Here is an 18611-nt window from a genome sequence, read left to right as displayed (position 1 = left end):
CCTGGCAGGCGCAAGAAGCACGCGGCCATGGAAACCGGGCCGCTTTGTCGTAACCCCCCCTGATGCCCCCAGGTAAACCACTGAGACCGGCACCATGAAGAAAGTATTTGTGAAGACGTACGGCTGCCAGATGAACGAGTACGACTCGGACAAGATGGTGGACGTACTGCACGCCACACAAGGCCTTGAACCCACGGACAATGTCGAGGACGCCGACGTCATCCTGTTCAACACGTGCTCCGTGCGCGAGAAGGCCCAGGAGAAAGTTTTCTCCGAGCTGGGCCGCATGAAGGCCCTGAAGGCCGCCAAGCCGGACCTCGTGATCGGCGTGGGCGGCTGCGTGGCCAGCCAGGAAGGCGCGACCATCGTGTCGCGCGCCCCGTATGTGGACGTGGTGTTTGGCCCGCAGACGCTGCACCGCCTGCCCGACCTGATCAACCGCCGCCGCCAGACCGGCCTGTCGCAGGTCGATATCTCCTTCCCCGAGATCGAGAAGTTCGATCACCTGCCGCCCGCCCGCGTTGACGGCCCGAGCGCGTTCGTGTCGATCATGGAAGGCTGCTCGAAGTACTGCAGCTACTGCGTGGTGCCCTACACGCGCGGCGAGGAAGTTTCCCGCCCGTTCGAGGACGTGCTGGCGGAAGTGGCGGGCCTGGCCGAGCAAGGCGTGCGCGAAATCACGCTACTGGGCCAGAACGTCAACGCCTATCGCGGCGCGATGGGCGGCACCAGCGAGATCGCGGACTTCGCGCTCCTGATCGAATACGTGGCGGAAATCCCCGGCATCGAGCGCATCCGCTACACCACGAGCCATCCGAAGGAATTCACGTCGCGGCTGATCGAACTCTACGAGCGGTGCGACAAGCTCGTGAACCATCTTCACCTGCCGGTGCAGCATGCATCGGACCGCGTGCTGATGGCGATGAAGCGCGGATACAGCGTGCTGGAGTACAAGAGCATCATCCGCCGGCTGCGCGCGATCCGCCCGGACATGTCGATGTCGTCGGACTTCATCGTCGGCTTCCCCGGCGAGACCGATGCCGATTTCGACAAGCTGATGGCGATGATCGAGGAAGTCGGCTATGACACGTCGTTCTCGTTCATCTTCAGCCCGCGCCCCGGAACGCCGGCCGCCAACCTGGCCGACGACACGCCGCACGAGGTGAAGCTGCGCCGCCTGCAACACCTGCAGGCCACCATCGAGGAGAACGTGCAGCGCATCAGCCGCAACATGGTCGGCACCGTGCAGCGCATCCTGGTGGAAGGTCCGGCCCGCAAGGACCCGACCGAGCTGCATGGCCGCACCGAGAACAACCGCGTGGTCAACTTTGCGCTGCCGGGCGTGCCGCAGGCCCAGCGCGACCGCATGATCGGCCAGATGGTCGACGTGAGCATCATGCAGGCGTTCCCGCACTCGCTGCGCGGCGAGATCGTGGTGCGTCAATAAGAACGGTATGAAGATTCCTTCAGCAGAATTCGTCGCCCCCAAGGACGACAACACGCGCCTGCAGAACCTGTGCGGGCCGCTCGACGAAAACCTGCGCCAGATCGAGCAGGCGCTTGACGTGACCATCCAGCGCCGCGGCCATCGCATGACCGTGCGCGGCACCCGCGCGCAGGACGCCGCACTGGCGCTGGAACGTTTCTACAACGACGCCCGCGTGGCGCTGTCCATCGACGACGTGCAACTGGGCCTGGTGGAATCGCGCCAGGTGGCCGCGCACGGCGCCTACCTGCCGGACCCCGCCGGCAACGGCGAGGGCGGGCGCAGCGTGGACGACGAGTCCCCGGTGCTGCACACGCGCCGCGTCGGCCTGCAGGGCCGCACGGTTGCCCAGCGCGACTACCTGCGCAACATCCTGTCGCACGACCTGACCATGGGCATCGGGCCGGCGGGTACGGGCAAGACCTACCTGGCCGTCGCCTGCGCCGTGGATGCGCTCGAGCGCGACGCGGTGAAGCGCATCGTGCTGACGCGCCCGGCCGTGGAAGCGGGCGAACGCCTGGGCTTCCTGCCCGGTGACCTCGCCCAGAAGGTCGATCCGTACCTGCGCCCGCTCTATGACGCGCTGTACGACCTGCTCGGTTTTGATCGCACCCAGAAGATGTTCGAGCGCCAGATGATCGAGATCGCGCCGCTCGCCTATATGCGCGGTCGCACGCTGAACCACGCGTTCATCATCCTCGACGAAGCCCAGAACACCACGCCGGAACAGATGAAGATGTTCCTGACCCGGATCGGCTTCGGCTCCAGGGCCGTGATCACCGGCGACATCACGCAGATCGACCTGCCACGCGGCCAGAAGAGCGGCCTGGTGGAATCGCAGCACGTGCTGCGCGAAGTGCGCGGCGTCGCGTTCACCCGCTTTACCAGTATCGACGTCGTGCGCCACCCGCTGGTGGCTCGCATCGTCGATGCCTATGACGAATACCACGCCCAGCATAAGGACGCCTGATCTTGACCAAGAAGTCTCCCGCCGCCAGCCTGACCCTGTTTGACGCGGACGGCCGCGCCCGCAAGAGCGCCGCCCACGCGCTGCGCGTGCAACTGCCCGATGGCCGCAGCCTGACCGTGGACTTGTCCCAGGCCGCCGACGGTGTGGTCGCCTTGCTGGCGGAACACACCGACACCCGCCAGCAAGCCGGCCTGCTGGTGCGCCCCGACAACCACGACGCGCTGTCCGTGGCGGTCACGGCGACGCCAGTCACCACCACCACCGGAACGCCAGCCACGCCGCCGGACGTCGAGCTCGACATCCAGCACGGCGATGGCGTGGACAAGCGGCGCGGCCTGCCTGGCAACAAGCAGATCGAAAAGTGGGTGAAATCGGCGCTGTACGCCGATGCCGCGCTGACCGTGCGCTTTGTCGGCGAAGAGGAAGGTCGCACGCTGAACCGCACCTATCGCGGCAAGGACTACGCCACCAACGTGCTGACGTTTGCCTACGCCGAACACGCCGATGACCCCGTGACCGGCGACATCGTGCTGTGCTGCCCGGTGGTGGAAGCCGAGGCGACGGAGCAGAAGAAGCCGCTGGAGGCGCACTATGCGCACCTCATCGTGCATGGCGTGCTGCACGCGCAGGGCTACGAACACGAGGACGACGCCGAGGCGGAAGAGATGGAAGCGATCGAGACCGAGACGCTGCACGCGCTCGGATTCGCCGATCCGTATCAGCCAGTGCGCGAAGATCGCTGAAGCCTCCTGAAGCCTCTTCCAAAGAGGTTGTTTCAGAATGAAGTGAAGCGGTCCAGTTTTGAAGCAACCTCCAAGTGGCGCGGGCAGCACGCAATGGCATGTCATCCGGCCCCGTCACGGGGCTGGAATGCTTTTAGTGTATGCTTCAGACGATCTCCACCACGCGCTCGCCGCGACATGAACGACCCCTATCCCAGTTCGAAACCTGCCAATCACAAGCAGGCGGATCGCCCCAGATCCCTTCTCGAACGCCTTTCAGATTTCATCTCTCCCGAGCCGGACACCCGAGCCGAACTGCTCGAAGTGCTGCAGGACGCGCACGAGCGCAACCTGATCGATGCCGAATCGCTCTCGATGATCGAGGGCGTGTTCCAGGTCTCGGAACTCACCGCGCGCGACATCATGGTGCCGCGCGCCCAGATGGACGCCGTCAACATCGCCGACGCGCCCGAGGCCTTCATCCCCTACATGCAGCAGACGGCGCATTCGCGCTTTCCGGTCTACGAGGGCAGCCGCGACAACATCATCGGCATCCTGCTCGCCAAGGATCTGCTGCGCTATTACACCGACGAGAATTTCGACCTGCGTGAAACACTGCGCCCAGCGGTCTTCATCCCGGAATCCAAGCGTCTGAACATCCTGCTGCGCGAGTTCCGCATCAACCGCAACCACATCGCCATCGTGGTGGACGAATACGGCGGCGTGGCCGGCCTGTTGACGATCGAGGACGTGCTGGAACAGATCGTCGGCGACATCGAGGACGAATTCGACCTCGATGAAGACCAGGACAACATCCTGCCCACCACCGATGGTGCGTGGCGCGTGCACGGCCTGACCGAGATCGGACAGTTCAACGAGTCCTTCGGCACCGCGTTTTCCGATCACGATGTCGACACCGTGGGCGGCCTGCTGACCAACCACGTGGGCCACGTGCCGCATCGTGGCGAGATCATCACGCTGCCGCCGATCCGTTTCGAGGTCCTGCGCGCGGATGCGCGGCAGGTGCACCTGCTACTGGTGCGCCGCGAGGCACCCGTCGAATCTCCGGCAACGGCCGACGCATGAAGCGTGTCGATCAATCGGGCGCCACAGGCGTCCGCCGTACCGATGGCAGTGTCGGTACCGCCACCCCCTTCCCTTCCGAATCGCTGCGTCCTGCATCGCGCGCCAGTACGGTATTCCGGCTGCTGATCGCCGCCGTGCTGGGCGTGGCGCACACGCAGGCCTACGCCCCGCACGACTGGTGGTGGCTGCAACTGCTGTCGCTGGCCGGACTGGTGGCGCTGGTGGCCGGCGCCCCGCGGCCACGCGCGGCCGCCACCACGGCCTATGCGTTCGGCCTCGGCTGGTTCCTGTCAGGCATCTGGTGGCTCTATATCAGCATGCACGTCTACGGCGAAATGCCGGCGTGGATGGCGGCACTGGCCGTCGTGCTGTTTGCGGCCTACCTGTCGATCTGGCCTGCGCTGGCCAGCGCCACGTGGCACTGGCTGACCGGTCGCGGCCGGGACGGCGTGTTGCCGGCGCTGGCGTTCGGGGCCGTGTGGGCCTTGTCCGAGTGGCTGCGCGGCGTGATTTTCACGGGCTTTCCGTGGCTCGGTAGCGGCTATCCCCATACGGACGGCCCGCTGGCCGGCTTTGCGCCGCTGATCGGCGTCTACGGCATCGCCGCGCTGGCGGGCACAATCGCCGCACTGCTGGTGACCGGCGTGCGCGCCGCCTGCCGGCGCGGAGAGCCTGGCGCTGCGCGCACGACCGCGCTGGCGCTCGGGCTGGCCGTGGCACTGCCGCTGGCTGGCGCCGCACTGGCGCCGATCGGCTGGACTTCGCCCGTCGGCCAACCCGTCTCCGTCCGGCTGCTGCAAGGGAATGTAGCCCAGGACATCAAGTTCGAGCCCATCGGCATCCAGCGCTCGCTGGAGCTCTATCGTGACCTGATCACGGCGGCGCCGGCGGACCTGGTGGTCACGCCCGAGACGGCGTTCCCGGTCATCCTGCAGGAGCTGCCCGTCGATATCGCCCAGGCCGTGCGCAAGTACATGGAGTCGACTGGCAGCACCGTGCTGTTTGGCGCAGCGGGTGCCGACTCGCCGGTGGACTTCACCAACAGCGTGTTTGCGATCGGGCCGGAACAGCCCAGGCTGTACCGCTACAACAAGCACCATCTGGTGCCGTTTGGCGAGTTCATCCCATTCGGCTTCCACTGGTTCGTAAACATGATGAAGATGCCGCTGGGCGATTTCCGCCGCGGCGGGCTGGACCAGCCGGCGGTGCCGGTGCGCGGCATCCGGGTGGCCCCCAATATCTGCTACGAGGATCTGTTCGGCGAGGAAATCGCCGAGACCCTTCGCCAGCAGGACACGCCGGCCAATATGCTGGCCAACGTGACCAACCTGGCCTGGTTTGGCGACACCATCGCACTGGACCAGCATTTGCAGATTTCGCGGATGCGCGCGCTGGAAACCCGCCGCCCGATGCTGCGGGCCACCAACACCGGCATGACGGCGGTGGTAAAGCCCGATGGCACGGTGCAGGCGCGGCTGCCGACGTTCCAGGTGGGCACGCTGGCGGCGTCCGTGCAGGGCACGCAGGGGCTGACACCCTATGTCCGCTGGGGGAATGCGCCGGTGCTGCTTGGCAGCCTGCTGGTGCTGCTGCTGGCGGTTCAGGTACGGCGGGCACGCCGCTAGGGCCCACCGGGTCCGGTGCCGGCTGGCGCCGATGCGGTTGGCGAGGTAAACGAAAAAACGGGCCGGTTGGGCCCGTTTTTTAATGCGTCCCGGGGGCTTAACCCAGGAGCGATGTCGCGACGGAAACCGCTGCGGCGGCGGCCATCACGGCCAGGGCGACAAGATATGGTTTGCGAGAAAGCAGCGTCATGACCAATCCCCAAAAATGTTATCGAATTCCCGGACTCCTGTTTTGAGCGGTTGTCCCCCCGAAAGGGGTTGTCCGGACGCGGCCACCGTTTGAAGCAGCTGCGTAGTTCCACTGTATACAAAAATGGTATCGGCACCTATCAGCCGACTCTGAAACCCATGTCAGGATTTACCCGACCCGTTGCGAAAGCCCGACACCGGCCGACAACACCTCCGAACGGTCGATCCGCGGTCCAGGCGACCCATTCCCGGCCATTTCCGGGCGGGTGACGCCCAAAAACCCGATAGAATCCAAGGTTTGGCAAACCCGGCGCGAGACGCCTCGCGCACTTGCCCGCCAGCTTCTTTTTTCGTCTTCCTATGCTGACCTTCCAACAAATGATTCTCACCTTGCAGGCCTACTGGGACCGGCAAGGGTGCGCACTGCTGCAACCGATCGATCTGGAGGTCGGCGCGGGGACGTCGCACGTGCACACGTTCCTGCGCGCGATCGGCCCGGAGCCGTGGCGGGCAGCCTACGTGCAGCCGTCGCGCCGCCCCAAGGACGGCCGCTACGGCGAGAACCCGAACCGTCTGCAGCATTACTACCAATACCAGGTGGTGCTGAAGCCCGCCCCGGAGAACATCCTGGAGCTCTACCTGGGCTCACTGGAGGCGCTGGGCCTGGACCTGAAGCAGAACGACATCCGCTTCGTCGAGGACGACTGGGAGAACCCCACGCTCGGCGCCTGGGGCCTGGGCTGGGAAGTCTGGCTGAACGGCATGGAAGTCACGCAGTTCACGTACTTCCAGCAGGTCGGCGGCATCGACTGCAAGCCCATCACCGGCGAAATCACCTACGGCATCGAGCGGCTGGCGATGTACCTGCAGAAGGTGGAAAACGTCTATGACCTGGTCTGGACCGAGTGGGAGGAGAACGGCGAGACCCGCCGCCTGACCTACGGCGACGTCTATCACCAGAACGAGGTGGAGCAGTCCACCTACAACTTCGAGCACAGCAACACGGAAATCCTGTTCCGCCATTTCTCCGAGCACGAGGGCGAAGCCCGGCGCCTGATGGGCGATACCGGCGAGAAGGCCGAGGGCGACGAGGTTGCGAAGGACAAGGCGGCCGGCACGCGCCTGGCCCTGCCCGCCTACGAGCAGGTGCTCAAGGCCGCGCACACGTTCAACCTGCTCGATGCCCGCGGGGCCATTTCGGTTACGGAGCGCGCCGCCTACATCGGCCGCATCCGCAACCTGTCCCGCCAGGTGGCGCAGGCCTACTACGATTCGCGTGAAGCGCTGGGCTTTCCGATGTGCAACACCGGGGCTCGCGCATGATGCCCCGCATGCGCGGCGTGCTCGCGTTCGCCGCGCTGGCCTCGTTGCCGTTTGCCGGCAGTGCCGCCGCGGCGCGTACGGCGACACCGCCCACCCCGCAGGCGCTGTACCTGCCCGCGGAACTGTCCAATATCTGCGAGGCCGATCCGCAGGCACTGCAGCAGGCCATCGCGCGCCACTGGCGCCCGTCGCTCAATGCCGTGGACCAGTGGACGCAGCTGGTGCGCTCCTTCTCGTGCGACCTGTCCGGATCGCGTGATCTGGGCTGGCATCGCGTGCCGTTGCGCGCCTATGAAAGCGCCATCCGCTACCCGCTGCAGTGGGCCGAGTGGGAAGACCGCAACGGCCGCTCGCGCCGCACGGTGCGCATGTACTACTCGGCCACCCAGTTGCCGCCGAAGATCGATTTCTGGATCGGCGGCCGCATCGACGAGATCCGCTATGACCGTCGTGCGCAGCGGATCGACGCGCGCTTCCCGGCCGCAGGCAGCCGCGGCGCCTCCGGCGTGGCGGCGCAATGCGCCTACACCACGCTGCAATTCCGCCAGCAGAACGGCCTGTGGCTGCTGTCTGGCGTAGAACCCAATCTCGCGCCGCGCTGCTGACAGCGCGCGCACTCATACCTGCTGGATACGATTCATGTCGCAACCCATCACCGACTCGCTGCTGATCGAACTGTTCACCGAAGAGCTGCCGCCCAAGGCCCTCGCCCGCCTGGGCGAGTCCTTCGCGCAGGGCCTCCTTGACGGCCTCGGCGCCCGCGACCTGCTGGAGGCCGGCGCGACGGTGACGCCGTTCGCCACGCCGCGCCGCCTGGCCGCGCTGGTGACCGGCGTGCGCCACGGCGCACCGGACCGCGAGCAGCGCGAGAAGGTCCTGCCCCTGACCGTCGCCCTGGACGCCAACGGCGCCCCGACCGCTCCGCTGGCCAAGAAGCTGGCCGCGCTGGCCAAGTCCGTCGGCGTGACCGAGATCGACTGGCAGACGCTGGAGCGTGCCTCCGATGGCAAGGCCGACGCGTTCTTCTATCGCTACACCGCCCGCGGCGCCACCCTGGCCGACGGCCTGCAGGCCGCGCTGGACGACACGCTGGCAAAGCTGCCGATCCCGAAGCTGATGAGCTACCAGCGGCCGGACGGCACCACGGTGCACTTCGTGCGCCCGGCGCACAGCCTGATCGCGCTGCACGGCGCGGAGATCGTGCCGGTATCCGTGCTGGGCCTTGCGGCCAGCAACGTGACGCAGGGTCACCGTTTCCTGTCGCACGGCACGATCGAGGTGCCGCATGCCACCGAATACGCCAGCCTGCTCGAAAGCCAGGGCCGCGTCATCACGAGCTATGCGGAACGCCGCGAGCGCATCCGCGCCGCGCTGCTCCGGGAAGCGGGCGCCGACCAGGTCGTCATGCCGGACGCGCTGCTCGACGAAGTGAACTCGCTGGTGGAATGGCCCGTGGTCTATGCCTGCCACTTCGAGGAAGCGTTCCTGGCCGTCCCGCAGGAGTGCCTGATCCTGACAATGCAGACCAACCAGAAGTACTTCGCACTGACCGACGCCGCCGGCCACCTGCGCAACCGCTTCCTGATCGTCTCGAACCTGGCCACCGACACGCCGCAGTCGATCATCACCGGCAACGAGCGCGTGGTGCGCCCGCGCCTGGCCGACGCCAAGTTCTTCTTCGACCAGGACCGCAAGAAGACGCTGGCCTCGCGCGTGCCGCAGCTGGGCAACGTGGTCTACCACAACAAGATTGGCAGCCAGCTTGACCGCGTGCAGCGCCTGCAGCAGATCGCCGGCCATATCGCCGACGCGATGAACGCCGCCGGCGTGTCCGTTGACAAGGCCGCCGCGATGCGCGGCGCCGAACTGGCCAAGGCCGACCTGCTGACCGACATGGTCGGCGAGTTTCCCGAGCTGCAGGGCACGATGGGCACGTACTACGCCCGTCATGACGATGAAGCCGACGACGTCGCGCTGGCCTGTTCCGAGCACTACCGCCCCCGCTTTGCCGGCGACGCGTTGCCTGAAGGCGCCGTGAGCACCGCCGTGGCGCTGGCCGACAAGCTGGAAACGCTGGTCGGCATCTGGGGCATCGGCCTGCAGCCGACCGGCGAAAAGGACCCGTTCGCGCTGCGCCGCCATGCGCTGGGCATCCTGCGCATGCTGATCGAAAAGCCGCTGGCGCTGTCGCTGGACACGTTGCTGGCCCTGACCGGTCGGGCATTCGCCGGCATTGCCGCTGTCAAGCCGTCGCAGGAGGCCATCACCGACTTCCTGTACGACCGCGTGCGCGGCTACCTGAAGGACAAGGGCTATACGACCAATGAAGTCGAGGCCGTGGTCAGCCTGCGCCCGCAGACGCTGCACGACATCCTGGGCCGCATGGAAGCCGTGCGTACGTTTGCCGCGCTGCCGGAAGCCGAGGCCCTCGCCGCCGCCAACAAGCGCATCACCAACATCCTGCGCAAGACCGACGAGGCCATCGGCAACGTCGATCCGGCACTGTTCCAGGAAGCGGCGGAAAGCACGCTGCACGGCGCCATCGAGCGCGTGCGACCGGGTGTGGAAGCTGCCTTCTCCGACGGCGATTTCACTGGCGCGCTGCGCGACCTGGCACAACTGCGCGACGCCGTGGATCAGTTCTTCAACGACGTGATGGTGATGGCCGAAGACGCGCGGCTGCGCGCCAACCGCCTGGCCCTGCTGTCCACGCTGCACGGCCTGGCCAACCGCGTCGCGGACATCTCCAAGCTGGCGGCGTAGTCAACAGCCTGCCCGAACCGGAGCGCCCCCATGCCACAGTCCCAGCCCAAGTTTGTCATCCTCGATCGCGACGGGGTGGTCAACCTCGACAGCGACCATTTCATCAAGACGCCCGATGAATGGGTGCCCATCACGGGCAGCCTGGAGGCCATCGCCACGCTGAATCAGGCCGGCTACCGCGTGGTGATCGCCAGCAACCAGTCGGGCATCGGCCGCGGCCTGTTCGAGATGAGCGCGCTCAACGCCATGCACGAGAAGATGTACAAGGCGCTGGCCAACCTGGGCGGCCGTGTGGAAGCGGTGTTCTTCTGCCCCCACACGGCGGCGGACAACTGCGACTGCCGCAAGCCGAAGCCGGGCTTGTTCGAGCAGATCGGCGAGCGCTTCGGTGTCGAACTGCGTGCCGTGCCGGTCGTCGGCGATTCGCTGCGCGACCTGGAGGCAGGTGTGGCGGTGGGCTGCATTCCGCACCTGGTCCGCACCGGCAAGGGCGCAAAGACGCTGGCGAAAGGCGGCCTGCCCGCCGGCACACGCGTCCACGACGACCTGGCCGCCTTTGCACAATGGCTGATTGCAGGCGATCACGCGCACAAGTCGCCCGCCCCCTGATTTACCTGTCGCCCCCGATGACTTTTATCCGTTCCCTGCTGCTCTCGCTATACCTGCTGGTTCTGACGCCGCCGTACGCGTGCGCCTGCTTTATCGTCTTTCCTTTCATGAGCGCCGAGCGCCGTTTCCGCTTCGTGCGCGGCTGGACCCGACTCGTGATCTGGGCGGCGCGCGGGATCTGCGGCATCCGCTACCGCATCGAAGGGGCCGAACACTTCGACGGCATGCTCGACAAGCCGGTGGTGCTGCTCTCCAAGCACCAGTCGGCATGGGAAACCGTCGCCTACGTGGCGCTGATGCCCAAGCCGCTGTGCTTCGTGTTCAAGCGCGAGCTGCTCCTGGTGCCGTTCTTCGGCTGGGCGCTGGGCATGCTCAAGATGGTCCACATCAACCGCAAGGAAGGCACGCGGGCGTTTGCGTCGGCTGCGCGCCAGGGCCGTGAACGCCTGGCCGAAGGCGCGTGGATCATCATGTTCCCCGAAGGCACCCGCACGCCCTCCGGCCTGGAACACCCCCGTTACAAGAGCGGCGGTGCGCGCCTGGCCGTCGAGACGGGCGCCTGGGTCATCCCCATGGCCGTCAACTCGGGCCGCCTCTGGCCGCGCAATTCATTCATGAAGTATCCGGGCATGGTGACGATTTCGATCGGCCAGCCGGTTTCGTCGGCCAACAAGACCGCCGACCAGCTGAACCAGGAAGTTGCCATCTGGATCGAGGCCGAAATGCGCCGCATCGACCCGGACAGCTATCGCAGCACAGCGCACCGGGCCGCCGCATGAAGCTGCTGCGTCCCGTCCCCGACACGCCCGGTGCCCAGTTGGAGCTGCCGCTGGCGGAGTCATCCGCCGCGGCCGCCGAGTCCCCCAAGGACGCGGCCCTGCTGGCGCCCCCCGGCGAGACGCTGTCGCCCGAGATCCTGGCGTGGCCGCCCGCGCAGCCCAATGCCCGAGCCCTGCACGTGGGGGAACGCACGCTGCACTACACGCTCAAGCGGTCGTCGCGGCGGACCATCGGCTTTACCGTCGATGACCGCGGCCTGTCCATTACCGCACCGCGCTGGGTGACGCTGGCCGATGTCGAAGCGGCCATCCTCGAAAAACAGCGCTGGATCTTCAACAAGCTGGGCGAATGGCGGCACCGCGAAGCGCGTCGGGTACTGCCCACCGTGCAGTGGCGCGAAGGCGCAAGCCTGCCGTTCCTTGGCAAGCCGATCACGCTCCAGCTGGAATCGCCCGCCGGCGCGCTGCTGTTCGATGCCGATACGCGCGTGCTGCACCTGGCGCTGCCCACGCACGCCGACGAGCAGCAGATCAAGGATCGCGTGCAGGGCTGGCTGCAGCACCAGGCCCGCCGCCTGCTGGTCGAGCGGCTCGAGATCTATGCCGACAAGCTGGGCGTGCGGCACACCGGCTTTGCGCTGACCTCCGCCGCCACGCGCTGGGGCAGTTGCACGGCCGACGGCAAGATCCGCCTGAACTGGCGGCTGATGCATTTCCCGCTGTCGATGATCGACTATGTGGCCGCGCATGAACTGGCCCACCTGAAGGAAATGAACCACGGCCCGCGCTTCTGGGAAACCGTGGAGTCGATCTTCCCCGAGTTCCGCGACGCCCGCGCGCAACTGCGCGCGCATCCGCCCGAGCTGCTGCCGACGTTCTAGCCGGCGCGGTCCTGGCCACGCCTGCCCGCACTGGTCCGGCGCTGGCCGGGCGCGTTTGCGGAGTGTGGGAGGCGTGCGGGTGGCATGCAAGCGGCGCATGTCCGGCAAGAGGTCTAAAATGGCGGCCTCTGCAGTGACAACATCCACGAGAAGAAGGCCCCATGCGACTCCTCCACACCATGCTCCGCGTTGGCGACTACCAGCGCTCCATCGACTTCTACACGCGCGTGCTGGGCATGACGCTGCTGCGCGAGAGCGACAATCCCGAATACAAGTACCGCCTGGCCTTTGTCGGCTATGGCCCCGAGAGCGAGACCGCGGTCCTCGAACTCACCTACAACTACGGCGTGGACCAATACGACCTGGGCACTGCCTATGGTCACATCGCGCTGGAAACGGACAATGCGGCCGCGGCCTGCGACCGTATCCGCGCCGCTGGCGGCAAGGTCACGCGCGAGGCCGGCCCGGTCAAGGGCGGCACCACGGTGATTGCATTCGTCGAAGACCCGGACGGCTACAAGATCGAACTCATCGAGCGCCACACCACGCGCGACGCCGCGCGTCCGTAAGCGACGCAGCGATGAGCGCGCAAAGCATCACGCGGCGTCCGCTGGACGGTACCGCCATCGGCCTGATGGTGTTGCTGTGCGCCGCGTGGGGACTCCAGCAGGTGGTCATCAAGGTCACCGCGCCGCTGATGGGTGCGGTGCTGCAGGCGGGCGTCCGCTCCGCCGTGGCGGCATTGCTCGTCTTTGGCTTTGCCGCGTGGCGCGGCACCCCGCTCTGGCAGCGCGACGGGACGTTGCGCCCGGGCCTGGTGGCCGGACTGCTGTTCGGTGCCGAGTTCTTCTGCATCTTTGTCGGGCTCGGCCACACCACGGCATCGCGCATGGCGGTGTTTCTCTACACGGCGCCGATCTTCACGGCACTGGGCCTGCACGTATTCGTGCCGGGCGAGCATCTGCAACGCGGCCAGTGGTTCGGCGTGGTCCTGGCATTCTGCGGCATGGCGCTGGCGTTCGCGGATGGCATCGTGTCGCCTTCCGCGCATGGCAGCACGCTGGTGGGCGATGGCCTCGGCATCCTGGCGGGCGCGCTGTGGGCGGCCACGACGATTGTGGTGCGCGGCAGCAAGCTGTCGAGCGCGCCGGCCAGCAAGACGCTGCTCTATCAACTGGCGGTGTCGGCGGTATTGCTGCTGGCGATGGCGCTGGCTGCCGGCCAGGCCGCACGCGTGGAAGTGAACAGCCTGGTGCTCGCGAGCCTGTTCTACCAGTCCGTGCTGATCGCATTTGCCAGCTACCTGACGTGGTTCTGGCTGCTGCGTCAGTACCTGGCGTCGCGCCTGTCGGTGTTTTCGTTCCTGACGCCGCTGTTCGGCGTGGCCTTTGGCGTGGTGCTGATGCACGATGCCGTCGGCATGCGGTTTGCCGTGGCGGCCGTGCTGGTGCTGCTGGGGATCGTGCTGGTGAATCGCAAGGCTTGAGAGGTCGCCTCAAAACGATCCTGGCGTCGTTGCGCGGCCTTGCCGTACTAGTTGTACTGTCTGCGGCCGCGCGCCTAGCCAGGACCGCTTCGCTTCATTTTGAAACAACCTCTAAGGCAGCCGCCCTGCGGGGCGGCGCCTGCTTGCCGCGGGCTTCCTCTTCCGCGCTCGGGAGAGGAAAGCCGGCGTGGCGTCTTACTGGCGTGCTTCGAACGAGAACATGCCCAGCGCGGCGCGCACTTCCTCCAGCGTCTGCTGGGTGATCTCGCGCGCTTCGGCGGTGCCCTTCTTCAGGATGTCGAACACATAGCCCGGGTCCTTCGCCAGTTGCTCGCGGCGCTCGCGGATCGGCTGCAGCAGATCCTGCAGGAGCCCTTCCACACGACGCTTGAGCACCATGTCGCCCAGGCCGCCGCGGCGATAGTGTTCCTTCAGCGCCGTCACTTCCTCCACGTTCGGATCGAACGCGTCCAGGTAAGTGAACACCATGTTGCCTTCCACCTGCCCCGGGTCGGACACCTTGAGGTGGTTCGGATCGGTGTACATGCTGTGCACCGCCGCCTTGATCTGCTCCGGCGAAGCGCCCAGCGAAATCGCGTTGCCCTGCGACTTGCTCATCTTGGCCTTGCCGTCCACGCCCGGCAGGCGGCCATGCTTCGGGATCAGCGCGGTGGCCTCCGGCAGCACGTCACGGCCCACCTGGTGGTTGATACGGCGCACGATCTCGTTCGTCTGTTCGATCAGGGGCGCCTGATCCTCGCCCACCGGCACCAGCACGGCCTTGAAGGCGGTGATGTCCGCGGCCTGCGACGCCGGGTAGCACAGGAAGCCAGCCGGGATGTCGCGGCCAAAGCCGCGCGCCTGGATTTCTTCCTTGATCGTCGGGTTGCGCTCCAGGCGCGACACCGTGACGAAGTTCAGATACATCAGCGTCAGCTCCGCCAGCGCCGGCAGGTGCGACTGCACGGTGATGGTGGTCTTGGCGGGGTCGATGCCCACGGCGAGGTAGTCCAGCGCCACTTCGAGCACGTTGCGGCGGACCTTGTCCGGATCGTGCGCGTTGTCGGTCATGGCCTGCGTGTCCGCCAGCAGCAGATATTGCTTGTGCGAGTCCTGCAGGGATACGCGGCTCTTGAGCGAGCCGACGTAGTGGCCCAGGTGGAGCGGGCCGGTGGGACGGTCACCCGTCAGGATGACGGGACGCGTATCGGTTTGCGTATTGGCGGTCATGTGCGTCACTGAGACTTCAGGATATTTCGGAATAAGGTTGGTGCGGTCAGGCCGTGCCGCGCGCACGCGGCGCGGCGCCTTCGCCGACCAGTCGGGCGAGTTCGACATATTCGGCCACGGGGACTTCCTCCGCGCGGCGGCCCAGGTCAAACCCAAGGGCGTCGAAATCGACCTGGTCGCGCAGGAACGACAAGGTGTTGCGGAGCACCTTGCGGCGCTGCGAAAACGCAGCTGCCACCACGTCGCCCAGCACGCCGGTATCGCAGCCGGGATACGGCGAGCGCAGGCGGCCATCCTCGGTGCGCGGCCACGGGATCATGCGCACGACCGCGGAATCCACCTTCGGCGGCGGGTTGAACGAACCCGGCGGCACGTCCAGCACGTGCTCCATGTGGTAGCGGACCTGCAGCATGATCGACAGTCGCCCGAACGCCTTGCTGCCGGGCTCGGCCACCATGCGTTCCACCACTTCCTTCTGCAGCATGAAGTGCTGGTCGCGCACATGGTCCGCGAACGCCATCAGGTGGAACAGCAGCGGGCTGGAAATGTTGTAGGGCAGGTTGCCGACGATGCGCAGCGCACGGCCGGACTCCTGCAGCTTGCCGAAGTCGAACGCGAGGGCGTCGCCGGCATGCACGATCAGGCGGTCGCTGTAGCGGCGGCGCAGCCGTTCCACGAGATCGCGGTCCAGCTCCACCACCTGCATCTGCGGCAGGCGCTCCAGCAGCGGATCGGTCAACGCCCCGAGGCCCGGCCCGATCTCGACCAGGATGTCGTCAGGCTGCGGATCGATGGCGTTGACGATGCCGTGGATGATGCTGTCGTCGACCAGAAAATTCTGACCGAATCGTTTGCGGGCCACATGGCCCTGATGTACGTTTGAACGCATGGTGTCTGCGCTGGCCGTCAGCGGGTTGCGGGCCGCGCGCCGGCATTGCCGTCGTCGTGGCGCCCGTTGGCATGGCCAGCCATGGTAATGGCGCACCGGATGGCCTCGATCATGCTGCCGTGCTCGGCGCGGCCGGTGCCGGCCAGGTCGAGTGCGGTGCCGTGGTCCACCGATGTGCGAATAAAGGGCAGCCCCAGCGTGATATTGACGCCATGGCCGAAGGTGCCGTACTTCAGCGGCGCCAGCCCCTGGTCATGGTACATCGCCAGCACGCAGTCGGCGTCGCGCAGGTGGCGGGGCTGGAACAGGGTGTCGGCCGGGTACGGCCCGCGCGCATCGATGCCGGCATCGCAGGCCTGGGCCAGCGCGGGCGCGATGACGTCGATTTCCTCGCGGCCCATGTGACCGGCCTCGCCGGCATGCGGGTTCAGCCCGGTCACCAGGATGCGTGGCCGCGCGATGCCGAAGTGGCGCCTCAGGTCGTCATCGACGATCGTCAGCGTTTCCACCAGCAAGGGAATCGTGAGGGCGTCGGGCACTGCGCGCAGCGGCAGGTGAGTGGTCGCCAGGGCCACACGCAGCATGGCGTTGTCATGCGCCGGCTGCGGGCCGGCCAGCATCATCACCACGCGCGGCACGGCGGCGCGCGCCGCCAGGTATTCGGTATGGCCGGTAAAGGGCACGCCAGCATCGTTGATCGTGCTCTTCTGCACCGGCGCGGTGACCATGGCCGCATAGCGGCCGGCCTCCAGGCCATCCACCGCGGCATCGAGCAGCGCCAGCACATACCGGCCGTTGCGGGCATCCAGCCGGCCAGGCTCGGCCTGCACACCCAGCGGGATGTCTTCCACCACCACCGCGGCCTCGGCGATCAGGCGCGCCCAGGCGTGGGCCACGCCCAGCGCCGCGGCCCGGTCGGCCAGCAGCCGGGCATCGCCCAGCACATGGAAGCGATAGTGCCCGTTGCGCTTGCCATTGCCACCCGCAAGCTGCAGCAGTGCCCCGATGGTGATATCGGGGCCGATGCCGGCGGGTTCGCCGGTGGAGATGGCTAGCGCGAGAGGGGCGGGCATGGTCCTGGGGCCGCGCGTCAGCGCTGGCGGTTGATCCGGTATTCCACGTACGCCGCACTGCGCAGCTGGCGCACCCAGTCATCATAGGCCGAGCGCAGCTTCTGCTCGCGCACTTCCGCACGGGCGAAATCGCGCTGCTTCTCGGGCGACACTTCGGTCTCGCGGCGGTTCATGACCTGAATCAGGTGCACGCCGAACTGCGAGACGACGGGATCGGAAATCTCGCCCGGCCGCAGGCGGTTCATCGCCTGCTCGAACTCGGGCACCAGTTCTCCCGGCGACACCCAGCCGAGGTCACCGCCCTGGGCCGCCGAACCGTCCTGCGAGAAGCGGCGCGCCGCGTCGGCAAAATCGCCGCCGTGCGTGACGCGGTCACGGATCGTCGTCATCTGGCGCCTGGCTTCCGCTTCCGGCATGTTGGGGCCGGTGCGGATCAGGATGTGGCGCACCTGCGTCTGGGTGATGCGGTCGCTCGCCTGCGGCTGCTGCGCCGGCGCCGTGCGCTTGGCGCTCAGCTTGACCACGTGGAAGCCGTTTGCGGACTCCACCAGCTCGGGTGCCACGGCGCCCGGCTGCAGGTCGACCACGGCGTTGGCGAACACGGCCGGAAGACGGCCGATCTCGCGGAAGCCCAGCGCGCCGCCTTGCGACGCTTCGGGCGCCTCGGAATTGGCCTTGGCAAGCTCGGCAAAGTCGGCACCGCCCAGTGCCTGCTTCAGCAAGCCCTCGGCCTTGGTCTTGAGCTGGGCCTTCTGGGCGTCGGACGCGTCCTCGGGCACACGCACCAGGATCTGGGCGACGTTGAATTCGGTCGGGCCGGTGGCGGTGCCCTTGCCGCTGCGTGCGGCAATGTAGTTGTCGATCTCGCCGTCGTAGACCTGGACCTTGGAATCGACCTCGCGCTCGCGCAGACGGATCACCTGCACCTGCTTGCGCAGCTCGTCGCGGTACTTGGTCCAGCTCATGCCGGTGGCTTCCACCCGCCGGCGCAGGTCGGTGGCGGACAGGCGGTTCTGCTGCGCCACGGATTCGATGGCGCGGTCCACTTCCTGGTCCGTCACGCGGATGCCGGCATCCTGGGCAGCCTGCGTCTGCACGCGCTCCATCACCAGGCGCTCCAGCACTTCACCGAGCAGGTCGGCGCGCGGCGGCACTTCGCGATTCGCGGTACGCAGCTGGCTTTCGATCTCGTCGGCACGGTCAAGCAGTTCGCGGCGCGTGATCACGCTGTTGTTGACGATCGCCACCACCTCGTCCACCAGTTGCGATCGCTTCTGCGTGGGTTGCGGCACGCCAAGCTGCGGCTGGCTCGACGGCACCGCGGTTTCCTGGCCGGCCTGCGGCAGGAAGATGCCGCTGGTCCGGCCGGCGGCACCGGAGGCACCGGGAGCACGGAGCTGGGCCGCGGCCGGCAATGCCAGCGTGGCGAGCACCGTGGACAGCAACAGGCGGTGCCAGGGGTTCATGCGGGACAACGCGGAGAAAGCTTGACGTTTCATC

At 66.9% G+C, this 18611-nt stretch carries 17 protein-coding genes; 13 read left to right on the top strand and 4 right to left on the bottom strand.

Annotated features, from left to right (window positions below):
- Positions 1–94: 94 nt before the first annotated feature.
- The 13 genes from miaB to BLR29_RS07910 all read left to right on the top strand — a co-directional run bounded on the left by miaB (position 95) and on the right by BLR29_RS07910 (position 13919).
- The gene (gene miaB / locus BLR29_RS07970; RefSeq protein WP_092136005.1) at positions 95–1447 is read left to right on the top strand and encodes a tRNA (N6-isopentenyl adenosine(37)-C2)-methylthiotransferase MiaB; all 1353 of its coding nucleotides are present in this window, start codon (positions 95–97) and stop codon (positions 1445–1447) included.
- A 7-nt stretch (positions 1448–1454) separates the two neighbouring features.
- Positions 1455–2456, top strand: a complete 1002-nt coding sequence (locus BLR29_RS07965; protein WP_092136004.1) for a PhoH family protein — start codon at positions 1455–1457, stop codon at positions 2454–2456.
- Between the two features lie 2 nt (positions 2457–2458).
- The gene (gene ybeY, locus BLR29_RS07960) at positions 2459–3199 is read left to right on the top strand and encodes an rRNA maturation RNase YbeY (protein ID WP_092136002.1); all 741 of its coding nucleotides are present in this window, start codon (positions 2459–2461) and stop codon (positions 3197–3199) included.
- A gap of 177 nt (positions 3200–3376) precedes the next feature.
- Positions 3377–4264: an HlyC/CorC family transporter gene (locus BLR29_RS07955; RefSeq protein ID WP_092136001.1), complete on the top strand. Its 888-nt coding sequence runs from the start codon at positions 3377–3379 to the stop codon at positions 4262–4264.
- Positions 4261–5889 carry an apolipoprotein N-acyltransferase gene (lnt, locus tag BLR29_RS07950; RefSeq protein ID WP_092135999.1) on the top strand — a complete coding sequence of 543 codons (1629 nt, stop codon included), beginning with the start codon at positions 4261–4263 and terminating at the stop codon, positions 5887–5889. Before BLR29_RS07955 ends, lnt begins: the two co-directional genes overlap by 4 nt.
- A 549-nt stretch (positions 5890–6438) precedes the next feature.
- Complete coding sequence (gene glyQ, locus BLR29_RS07945) at positions 6439–7401, top strand: glycine--tRNA ligase subunit alpha (RefSeq protein WP_092135997.1); 963 nt, start codon at positions 6439–6441, stop codon at positions 7399–7401.
- Positions 7398–8006, top strand: a complete 609-nt coding sequence (locus BLR29_RS07940) for a hypothetical protein (RefSeq protein ID WP_092135995.1) — start codon at positions 7398–7400, stop codon at positions 8004–8006. Before glyQ ends, BLR29_RS07940 begins: the two co-directional genes overlap by 4 nt.
- A gap of 34 nt (positions 8007–8040) precedes the next feature.
- On the top strand, positions 8041–10164 hold the full coding sequence (gene glyS / locus BLR29_RS07935) for a glycine--tRNA ligase subunit beta (RefSeq protein ID WP_092135994.1): 2124 nt from the start codon (positions 8041–8043) through the stop codon (positions 10162–10164).
- A 30-nt stretch (positions 10165–10194) separates the two neighbouring features.
- Positions 10195–10773, top strand: a complete 579-nt coding sequence (gmhB, locus tag BLR29_RS07930) for a D-glycero-beta-D-manno-heptose 1,7-bisphosphate 7-phosphatase (protein WP_092135992.1) — start codon at positions 10195–10197, stop codon at positions 10771–10773.
- 17 nt (positions 10774–10790) lie between these two features.
- Positions 10791–11552: a lysophospholipid acyltransferase family protein gene (locus BLR29_RS07925; protein ID WP_092135991.1), complete on the top strand. Its 762-nt coding sequence runs from the start codon at positions 10791–10793 to the stop codon at positions 11550–11552.
- Positions 11549–12433, top strand: coding sequence for a M48 family metallopeptidase (locus tag BLR29_RS07920; protein ID WP_092135989.1), 885 nt, complete (start codon positions 11549–11551; stop codon positions 12431–12433). Before BLR29_RS07925 ends, BLR29_RS07920 begins: the two co-directional genes overlap by 4 nt.
- Before the next feature lie 161 nt (positions 12434–12594).
- Positions 12595–13002 (top strand): lactoylglutathione lyase, encoded by a 408-nt coding sequence (gene gloA, locus BLR29_RS07915; protein ID WP_092135988.1) that lies wholly within the window; start codon positions 12595–12597, stop codon positions 13000–13002.
- Positions 13003–13013: 11 nt separating this feature from the next.
- On the top strand, positions 13014–13919 hold the full coding sequence (locus BLR29_RS07910; RefSeq protein ID WP_092135986.1) for a DMT family transporter: 906 nt from the start codon (positions 13014–13016) through the stop codon (positions 13917–13919).
- Between the two features lie 195 nt (positions 13920–14114).
- Here the strand turns inward: BLR29_RS07910 and trpS are convergent, their stop codons facing one another.
- Genes trpS through BLR29_RS07890 form a run of 4 tightly spaced genes read right to left on the bottom strand, consistent with a single transcriptional unit; the run spans position 14115 to position 18610 of the window.
- The gene (trpS, locus tag BLR29_RS07905; RefSeq protein WP_092136675.1) at positions 14115–15149 is read right to left on the bottom strand and encodes a tryptophan--tRNA ligase; all 1035 of its coding nucleotides are present in this window, start codon (positions 15147–15149) and stop codon (positions 14115–14117) included.
- Positions 15150–15195: 46 nt separating this feature from the next.
- Positions 15196–16038 (bottom strand): 16S rRNA (adenine(1518)-N(6)/adenine(1519)-N(6))-dimethyltransferase RsmA, encoded by an 843-nt coding sequence (rsmA, locus tag BLR29_RS07900; protein WP_092135985.1) that lies wholly within the window; start codon positions 16036–16038, stop codon positions 15196–15198.
- A 17-nt stretch (positions 16039–16055) separates the two neighbouring features.
- Positions 16056–17111, bottom strand: a complete 1056-nt coding sequence (gene pdxA, locus BLR29_RS07895; RefSeq protein ID WP_092135983.1) for a 4-hydroxythreonine-4-phosphate dehydrogenase PdxA — start codon at positions 17109–17111, stop codon at positions 16056–16058.
- A gap of 17 nt (positions 17112–17128) precedes the next feature.
- Entirely contained in the window at positions 17129–18610 is a 1482-nt protein-coding gene (locus BLR29_RS07890) for a peptidylprolyl isomerase (protein ID WP_092135981.1), read from the bottom strand.
- Position 18611 lies beyond the last annotated feature (1 nt).

Origin of the sequence: Cupriavidus sp. YR651, assembly GCF_900101625.1 — a bacterium.
GTDB lineage: Bacteria > Pseudomonadota > Gammaproteobacteria > Burkholderiales > Burkholderiaceae > Cupriavidus.
The sequence above is the reverse complement of the archived record's forward strand: the minus strand, read 5'-3'. Positions and strand labels throughout refer to the sequence as shown.

What these genes read in the sequence shown, in the direction of transcription:
- trpS (WP_092136675.1), bottom strand. Translation starts at nt 15,149, where the DNA reads ATGACCGCCAATACGCAAACCGATACGCGTCCCGTCATCCTGACGGGT.
- BLR29_RS07940 (WP_092135995.1), top strand. Translation starts at nt 7,398, where the DNA reads ATGATGCCCCGCATGCGCGGCGTGCTCGCGTTCGCCGCGCTGGCCTCG.
- glyS (WP_092135994.1), top strand. Translation starts at nt 8,041, where the DNA reads ATGTCGCAACCCATCACCGACTCGCTGCTGATCGAACTGTTCACCGAA.
- glyQ (WP_092135997.1), top strand. Translation starts at nt 6,439, where the DNA reads ATGCTGACCTTCCAACAAATGATTCTCACCTTGCAGGCCTACTGGGAC.
- BLR29_RS07890 (WP_092135981.1), bottom strand. Translation starts at nt 18,610, where the DNA reads ATGAAACGTCAAGCTTTCTCCGCGTTGTCCCGCATGAACCCCTGGCAC.
- BLR29_RS07955 (WP_092136001.1), top strand. Translation starts at nt 3,377, where the DNA reads ATGAACGACCCCTATCCCAGTTCGAAACCTGCCAATCACAAGCAGGCG.
- BLR29_RS07965 (WP_092136004.1), top strand. Translation starts at nt 1,455, where the DNA reads ATGAAGATTCCTTCAGCAGAATTCGTCGCCCCCAAGGACGACAACACG.
- BLR29_RS07925 (WP_092135991.1), top strand. Translation starts at nt 10,791, where the DNA reads ATGACTTTTATCCGTTCCCTGCTGCTCTCGCTATACCTGCTGGTTCTG.
- lnt (WP_092135999.1), top strand. Translation starts at nt 4,261, where the DNA reads ATGAAGCGTGTCGATCAATCGGGCGCCACAGGCGTCCGCCGTACCGAT.
- gmhB (WP_092135992.1), top strand. Translation starts at nt 10,195, where the DNA reads ATGCCACAGTCCCAGCCCAAGTTTGTCATCCTCGATCGCGACGGGGTG.
- rsmA (WP_092135985.1), bottom strand. Translation starts at nt 16,038, where the DNA reads ATGCGTTCAAACGTACATCAGGGCCATGTGGCCCGCAAACGATTCGGT.
- BLR29_RS07910 (WP_092135986.1), top strand. Translation starts at nt 13,014, where the DNA reads ATGAGCGCGCAAAGCATCACGCGGCGTCCGCTGGACGGTACCGCCATC.
- miaB (WP_092136005.1), top strand. Translation starts at nt 95, where the DNA reads ATGAAGAAAGTATTTGTGAAGACGTACGGCTGCCAGATGAACGAGTAC.
- BLR29_RS07920 (WP_092135989.1), top strand. Translation starts at nt 11,549, where the DNA reads ATGAAGCTGCTGCGTCCCGTCCCCGACACGCCCGGTGCCCAGTTGGAG.
- pdxA (WP_092135983.1), bottom strand. Translation starts at nt 17,111, where the DNA reads ATGCCCGCCCCTCTCGCGCTAGCCATCTCCACCGGCGAACCCGCCGGC.
- gloA (WP_092135988.1), top strand. Translation starts at nt 12,595, where the DNA reads ATGCGACTCCTCCACACCATGCTCCGCGTTGGCGACTACCAGCGCTCC.